6 protein-coding genes are annotated in these 6046 nt (G+C 71.1%); all 6 read right to left on the reverse strand.

The features are described from left to right. Positions 1–89: 89 nt before the first annotated feature. Positions 90–1814 (reverse strand): urease subunit alpha, encoded by a 1725-nt coding sequence (gene ureC, locus KN815_RS05740; protein WP_216340649.1) that lies wholly within the window; start codon positions 1812–1814, stop codon positions 90–92. Continuing rightward, positions 1814–2224, reverse strand: a complete 411-nt coding sequence (locus KN815_RS05745) for an urease subunit beta (RefSeq protein WP_216340650.1) — start codon at positions 2222–2224, stop codon at positions 1814–1816. The genes ureC and KN815_RS05745 overlap by 1 nt, the downstream gene beginning before the upstream one ends. A 39-nt stretch (positions 2225–2263) precedes the next feature. Then, entirely contained in the window at positions 2264–2578 is a 315-nt protein-coding gene (locus tag KN815_RS05750; protein ID WP_216340651.1) for an urease subunit gamma, read from the reverse strand. A gap of 5 nt (positions 2579–2583) precedes the next feature. Further along, positions 2584–3537: an urea transporter gene (locus KN815_RS05755; protein WP_216340652.1), complete on the reverse strand. Its 954-nt coding sequence runs from the start codon at positions 3535–3537 to the stop codon at positions 2584–2586. Positions 3538–4139: 602 nt separating this feature from the next. Beyond that, complete coding sequence (locus KN815_RS05760) at positions 4140–5663, reverse strand: sensor histidine kinase (RefSeq protein WP_216340653.1); 1524 nt, start codon at positions 5661–5663, stop codon at positions 4140–4142. After that, a partial coding sequence (locus tag KN815_RS05765; protein WP_216340654.1) for a winged helix-turn-helix domain-containing protein occupies positions 5656–6046 on the reverse strand: 391 nt, incomplete at its 5' end. The genes KN815_RS05765 and KN815_RS05760, both read right to left, overlap by 8 nt.

The following is a 6046-nucleotide window of genomic DNA, read 5'->3' on the forward strand; positions in this document are numbered from 1 at the left end:
CCGTTCCTGCCGGGTGGCCGTCGGCCGAGGTCGGGCCGCGGGGTCCGCGGGGCACGCGAGCGCCCCAACGGACCGTCCTTCGGGGTGCGTCAGACGATGTAGAAGAGCTGGTTGAGCGGGAGGCGCTCGGCCGGTTCGATGGTGGCGGGCTCGCCGTCGACGGTGACCTTGTAGGTCTCCGGGTCCACCTCGATCCGCGGCAGCGCGTCATTGCGGACCATGTGCTGCTTGCCGACGGTCCGGCAGCGCCGCACGGGCTCGATCCGCCGCCCGAGGCCCAGTTCGCCGGGGACGCCGGCGGCGATGGCCGCCTGGGACATGAAGGTGACGGACGTACGCTGCCGGGCGCGGCCGAAGCTGCCGAACATGGGCCGGTAGTAGACCGGCTGAGGCGTCGGCAGGGAGGCGTTGGGGTCGCCCATCAGGGCCCAGTTCACCATGCCGCCCTTGACGATCAGCTTGGGCTTGGCGGCGAAGGAGTTGATCGGCCAGAGCACGATGTCGGCGAGCTTGCCGGGCTCGAGCGAGCCGATCACATCGGAGGCGCCCACCGCGATCGCCGGGTTGATGGTGAGCTTCGCCAGATAGCGCAGCACACGCGCGTTGTCGTTGCGGGAGCTGTCCTCGGCGAGCGCACCGCGCACCTCCTTGCAGTGGTGCGCGGTCTGGAAGGCACGGGCGAAGGACTCGCCGACGCGGCCCATGGCCTGGGAGTCGGAGGAGAAGATGCTGATCACGCCGAGGTCGTGCAGTACCGTCTCGGCCGCGATGGTCTCGGCGCGCACCCGGCTGTCGGCGAAGGAGACGTCCTCGGGGATGTTGCGGGACAGATGGTGGCAGACCATCACCATGTCCAGCAGCTCGTCCACCGAGTTGATGGTGTACGGCAGGGTGGGGTTGGTGGAGGCCGGCAGGACGTTGGGCTCGCCGGAGACCCGCATGATGTCGGGGGCGTGACCGCCGCCCGCACCCTCGGTGTGGAAGGTGTGGATGGTCCGGCCGTCGATCGCGGACAGGGTGTCCTCGAAGAAGCCGCCCTCGTTGAGGGTGTCGGTGTGGATGGCGAGCTGGACGTCGTGCTCGTCGGCGACCCGCAGCGCGTTGTCGATGGTGGCCGGAGTGGCGCCCCAGTCCTCGTGCACCTTCAGACCGGCCACGCCCGCCTCGACCTGCTCGCGCAGCGCCTCGGGCAGGCTGCCGTTGCCCTTGCCGAGCAGACCCACGTTGACCGGCAGCTCCTCGACGGCCTCCAGCATCCGCTGGATGTTCCACGGGCCGGGGGTGCAGGTGGTGCCGTTGCTGCCGTCGGTCGGCCCGGTGCCGCCGCCGAAGAAGGTGGTGATGCCGTTGGACAGGCCCTCCTGGGCCTGCTGGGGCGAGATGAAGTGGATATGGGTGTCGACGCCGCCGGCGGTGGCGATCAGGTGCTCACCGGATATGACCTCGGTGCCGGGGCCGATGACCAGCTTGGGGTCGACACCGTTCTGCACATGCGGGTTGCCCGCCTTGCCCACCCCGACGATCAGTCCGTCCCGGACCCCGATGTCGCCCTTGACGACGCCCAGCACCGGGTCGAGGACCACCACATTGGTGATCACCAGGTCCAGCGCACCCTCGCGGTGGAGCGCGGCGGGGTCCTGGGCCATGCCGTCGCGGATGGCCTTGCCGCCGCCGTAGACGGCCTCGTCGCCGTAGGAGCCGGCGTTGTGGTCGTACTCGACCTCGACGACCAGGTTGGTGTCGGCGAGGTGGAACCGGTCGCCCACGGTGGGGCCGAACAGGTCCGTGTACTGCTTGCGCGGGATGATCGCCATCAGTGGTCGGCTCCCTCGTTCTCGGTGTCGGCGTTGCCGCCGGTGTCGGCGAATCCCAGTTCTCCGGCGCGGCGCAGCGCGGCGCGCCGGGTGTCGTCGGCGTTCAGGCCGCCGTCCACGAGTCCGGCGAAGCCGATGAGCCGCCGGCTTCCGCCGAAGGCGACCAGCTCGACCTCGCGGGTGTCGCCGGGCTCGAAGCGGACGGCGGTGCCGGACGGGATGTCCAGGTGCATGCCGTACGCGGCTTCGCGGTTGAACCGCAGCGCGCGGTTGACCTCGAAGAAGTGGTAGTGGGAGCCGATCTGGACGGCGCGGTCACCGGTGTTGGCGACCGTCAGACCGACCTTGGCCCGACCGGGGTTGATCTCCACGGGGTCGTCCCCGTAGAGGTAGTGGGCTCCACCCGACATCGTCGTCTCCTTGTCTCAGGCGGGGATTCAGGCGGTGATTCAGGCGGCTTCAGGGCCGATGGGGTCGTGGCAGGTGACCAGCTTCGTCCCGTCCACGAACGCGGTCTCGACCTGGAGGACGGTGAGCATCTCGCGTACCCCGGGCATGACGTGGTCGGCCGTGACGACCTTGCGGCCCAGCTCCATGCACTCGGCCACCGTGTGGCCGTCGCGGGCGGCTTCCAGGACGGCCTCGGTGATCAGGGCGGCGGCCTCGGTGTAGTTGAGCTTGGTGCCCCGGTCCCTGCGGCGCCGGGCCAGGTCGGCCACCACATAGACATGGAGCTTGTCGATTTCGCGCGGTGCGAGGTTCATTGGTGTCACTTCGCTTTCTCTGACGAGATGCCCGGCCGGTCCAAGGCTGGAGCGGCCGCCAGGAAGAGCCAGGTCGTCACGACGAACGGCCAGGTGAAGGGAGATCCGCCGGAGGGCTGGGCGAATGCCTGCCAGGCGGCGGTGAAGGGGACCGAGGCCACGGCGGCGAGCGCGGCGTACCCCGCGGTCCACGGAGTGAGGGTCAGGAAGGTGGCGGCCAGTGCGATGGCGACGAGCACCGCGTTGTAGCCGTAGAGCCCCTCGCCGATCCGGTCGGCGGGCAGGCCCATGGCGCAGGCGGTCAGGATCGCGACGGCGCTGCCGCAGGCGGCGGCGACGGCGGCGACCCGGGAGGTGATGAGCAGTCCGGCGAGCAGGATCAGGCCCGCGTACCACTTGTCGAGGAAGAAGACCTGACCGAGGTTGTTGCAGAACGCGTGGCCGAGTTCCGTGGCCGACAAGGTGGTTGCCCCGTCGCCGGGAAGCGGTGGTGCGGCGGCGGGCGGCGCGGTCGGCAGGGCGATCGCCAGCACCCCGGCGACCAGGCAGAACGGGGCCGTCAGCGCGGGCAGTCCGATGCGGCCCAGCAGATGGCCGACCGCCGCGCTCAGCACCGTGCAGACCGCCGCGGCGAGGATGGCGAGCAGTGCGGTCCGCCAGGAGGCGCCGAGCCGGACGACTATGGCGATGCTGGTCAGGCAACCGCAGTAGCCTTCCAGCCCGTTGGCCAGACCGTCCCGGTCGGCGCCCAGTAGGAATGCGGCCACGGTGGACGCCGCCGCGCCGAGCAGGCCGTACACGCCGATCCGCCAGCCGCCCGCGAACAGCGCGACGGTGAAGAATAAGCCGGTCCACGGGCTCGCGCTGAGCGCCACCTGGGCGACGCCCCGCATCGGTATCCGTCCCACATCGGCCGGAGTCCAGCGTCCCGGCTGCGACACCTGCCCTGTCGTAGGCATGACTTTCCCCCTGACGGGAACATGACGAATTCACCAGCACCCCTTGAACCGAAGGGGGCCAAGCTTGATCAACAACTTGTTTCGGAGCCTACGCCCGGAATTGCGAGGCGCGTCGGCGGGAGTTGGTGATCATGTGAGTGCACAGTGAAATCGCCGCTGATGGTGCGGCATTCGCGTGCGGGCCGGGTTGCCCAAGTCTTGACTTGGTTGGAGAGGTTTTGGCACTACCGAGGTGAAAATTCGACCAAGCGGAGTCGGCAAAGTCCCCCCGCACTCACCGCTGTTCCGAGCGGGCGTGAATTCCGTGGGACGGCCGTTTCGCAGGCGGCGCCCGAGTCGGCTGGTCAGGGCGATCGGGATCGACACCCTCCCGGCCGGGCACGGCGCCGCGAACCGCCACACTTCCTCGTCCGGCACCCCGGCAGGCGCCAGGTAATTCCTCGCCCGGTTCGCTTGTGACGGCTTCACCTGATCTCTTGCGAGGAAGCCCCTGTGTTCAGGGATCCGTTGGGAATCCGCAAACCGATGGTGTGATGCTGCTCAAGCGGCGAGTTCGAGGCGGTCCGGGTGAGTGGTTCTGGTCCCGCCGAGCGGAATTGCGGTCAGCCGGGCATCGAGTCGGATGAGTCGGATGATGTTGATCGCGGTGGCGGCGAGTATGTCGCCGAGGTGGGTTTGGGGCAGGCCGGTGCAGCGGGTCCGGCGGGTGCGAGTGGGGCGGACAGCCCGGCCGGCAGCGCCTCGGCGGCCGGCAGCCGCAGCTTGAACAGGGCACCGCCCTCGGGTGCCGCCCGGACGGCCAGGGTGCCACCGTGGCGCACCGCCACGTCCCGCGCGATGGCGAGGCCGAGCCCGGCCCCGCCATCGTCGCGGCTGCGGGCGTCGTCGAGCCGTACGAACCGCTCGAAGATCCGCTCCCGCTCGCCCTCGGGCACCCCCGCCCCGTCGTCCGCGACCTCCAGCACCGCCCACCGGCCCTCCTCGCGCACCGCCACCCGCACCCCTCCCTGGGCATGCCGCTGCGCGTTGTCGACCAGATTGCCCAGCACCCGGGCGAGCTGCCCGCGCGAGCCCGACACCGCCACCGGAGCCACCTCCGCACGCACCGGCACCCGGTCCCCCAGCCGCTGGGCCAGCTCCTCGCGCACCAGCGCGTCCAGCGCCACCGACGCGTGGGCGGGCCGCTCCCCCGCGTCCAGCCGGGCCAGCAGCAGCAGATCGGCCGCCAGCCGCTGGAGCCGCACCACGTCCTCCACCGCGCCGTCCAGGTCCAGCAGCTCCGGATGGGCGGCGCCCACCTCCAACTGGGTGCGGAGCGAGGCCACCGGGGAGCGCAGCTCATGGGAGGCGTCGGCCACGAAGGCCCGCTGCCGCTCGACCGACGCCTCCAGCGCCGTGAGCGTCTCGTTGGTGGTCCGGGCCAGCCGCGCCACCTCGTCATACGACCCCGGCACGGGCACCCGCCGGGACAGATCCGTACTCGCCGTGATGGCGGCCATCTCCCGCCGGATGCCCTCCACGGGCCGCAGCGCGCGCCGGGTCACCAGCCAGGTCACCCCGGCCACGACCACCAGCAGCAGCGGCAGCCCGATCAGCATCGCCTGCCGCACGGTGCCCACCGCGCCCTGCTCGGTGGCCAGCGGGGCGCCCGCGTAGATGGTGACGTCCTCACCGCGGGCGTCGGTGACCTCCAGGGCCGCCCAGCGGTACTCCGCGGTCTCGCCGTCGATCCGGGCCGTACCGGCGCTGTACTCCGGGGTCGAGGAGACCTCCCCCGCGCCGTCGTCATCATCGTCCTCGCCGGGCGCCGGAACCGGCCGCACCGAGGAACTGCCGGTGCCCGTCACGGCCTGGAGATCGTCACTGACCGCGCGCACCCGGTGGTCCTCGTCCACGATCTGCACCGGGGTGTCGTCCCCGAGGTCCAGCTCCCGGTACGCCACCCCACCGGCGACCTTCGAGGCGACCGCCCGGGCGGTCGCCCCGGCATCCACCTCGGCCCGGTCCGCCAGATTGCTCCGCAACACCCCGAGCACCGCGAGCCCCGCGGCCACCAGCGCCACCGCGACCACCACGGTCGCACCCAGCGCCGCCCGCGCCCGTACGGAACCGAAGACCTTACCCACGGAGCCGGTACCCCGCTCCCCGCACCGTCTCGATCAACCCGGCGCCCAGCTTGCGGCGCAGCGCGCTGATGTACACCTCGACGATATTGGGGTCGCCGTCGTACGCGAAGTCCCAGACATGCTCCAGGATCTCGGCCTTGGAGACCACGTCCCCCGGCCGCAGCGCCAACTGCTCCAGTACGGAGAACTCCTTGGCGGTCAGCGCGATCTCACCACCACCCCGCTCCACCCTGCGCGCACCCCGGTCCACCGACAGCTCCCCGATCCGCACCACCGGTGAGGCCCCGGCCCCCCGCCGCCGCAACAGCGCCCGCACCCGGGCCACCAGCACCACGTACGAGAACGGCTTGGTCAGATAGTCGTCGGCGCCGGTATCGAGCCCC

Source organism: Streptomyces niphimycinicus (assembly GCF_018883605.1).
In the GTDB taxonomy this organism is placed as follows: Bacteria; Actinomycetota; Actinomycetes; order Streptomycetales; family Streptomycetaceae; genus Streptomyces; species Streptomyces niphimycinicus.

Excerpts from the sequence above, each read along its gene's own strand:
- ureC (WP_216340649.1), bottom strand. The coding sequence starts at position 1,814 with ATGGCGATCATCCCGCGCAAGCAGTACACGGACCTGTTCGGCCCCACC.
- KN815_RS05755 (WP_216340652.1), bottom strand. The coding sequence starts at position 3,537 with ATGCCTACGACAGGGCAGGTGTCGCAGCCGGGACGCTGGACTCCGGCC.
- KN815_RS05750 (WP_216340651.1), bottom strand. The coding sequence starts at position 2,578 with ATGAACCTCGCACCGCGCGAAATCGACAAGCTCCATGTCTATGTGGTG.
- KN815_RS05745 (WP_216340650.1), bottom strand. The coding sequence starts at position 2,224 with ATGTCGGGTGGAGCCCACTACCTCTACGGGGACGACCCCGTGGAGATC.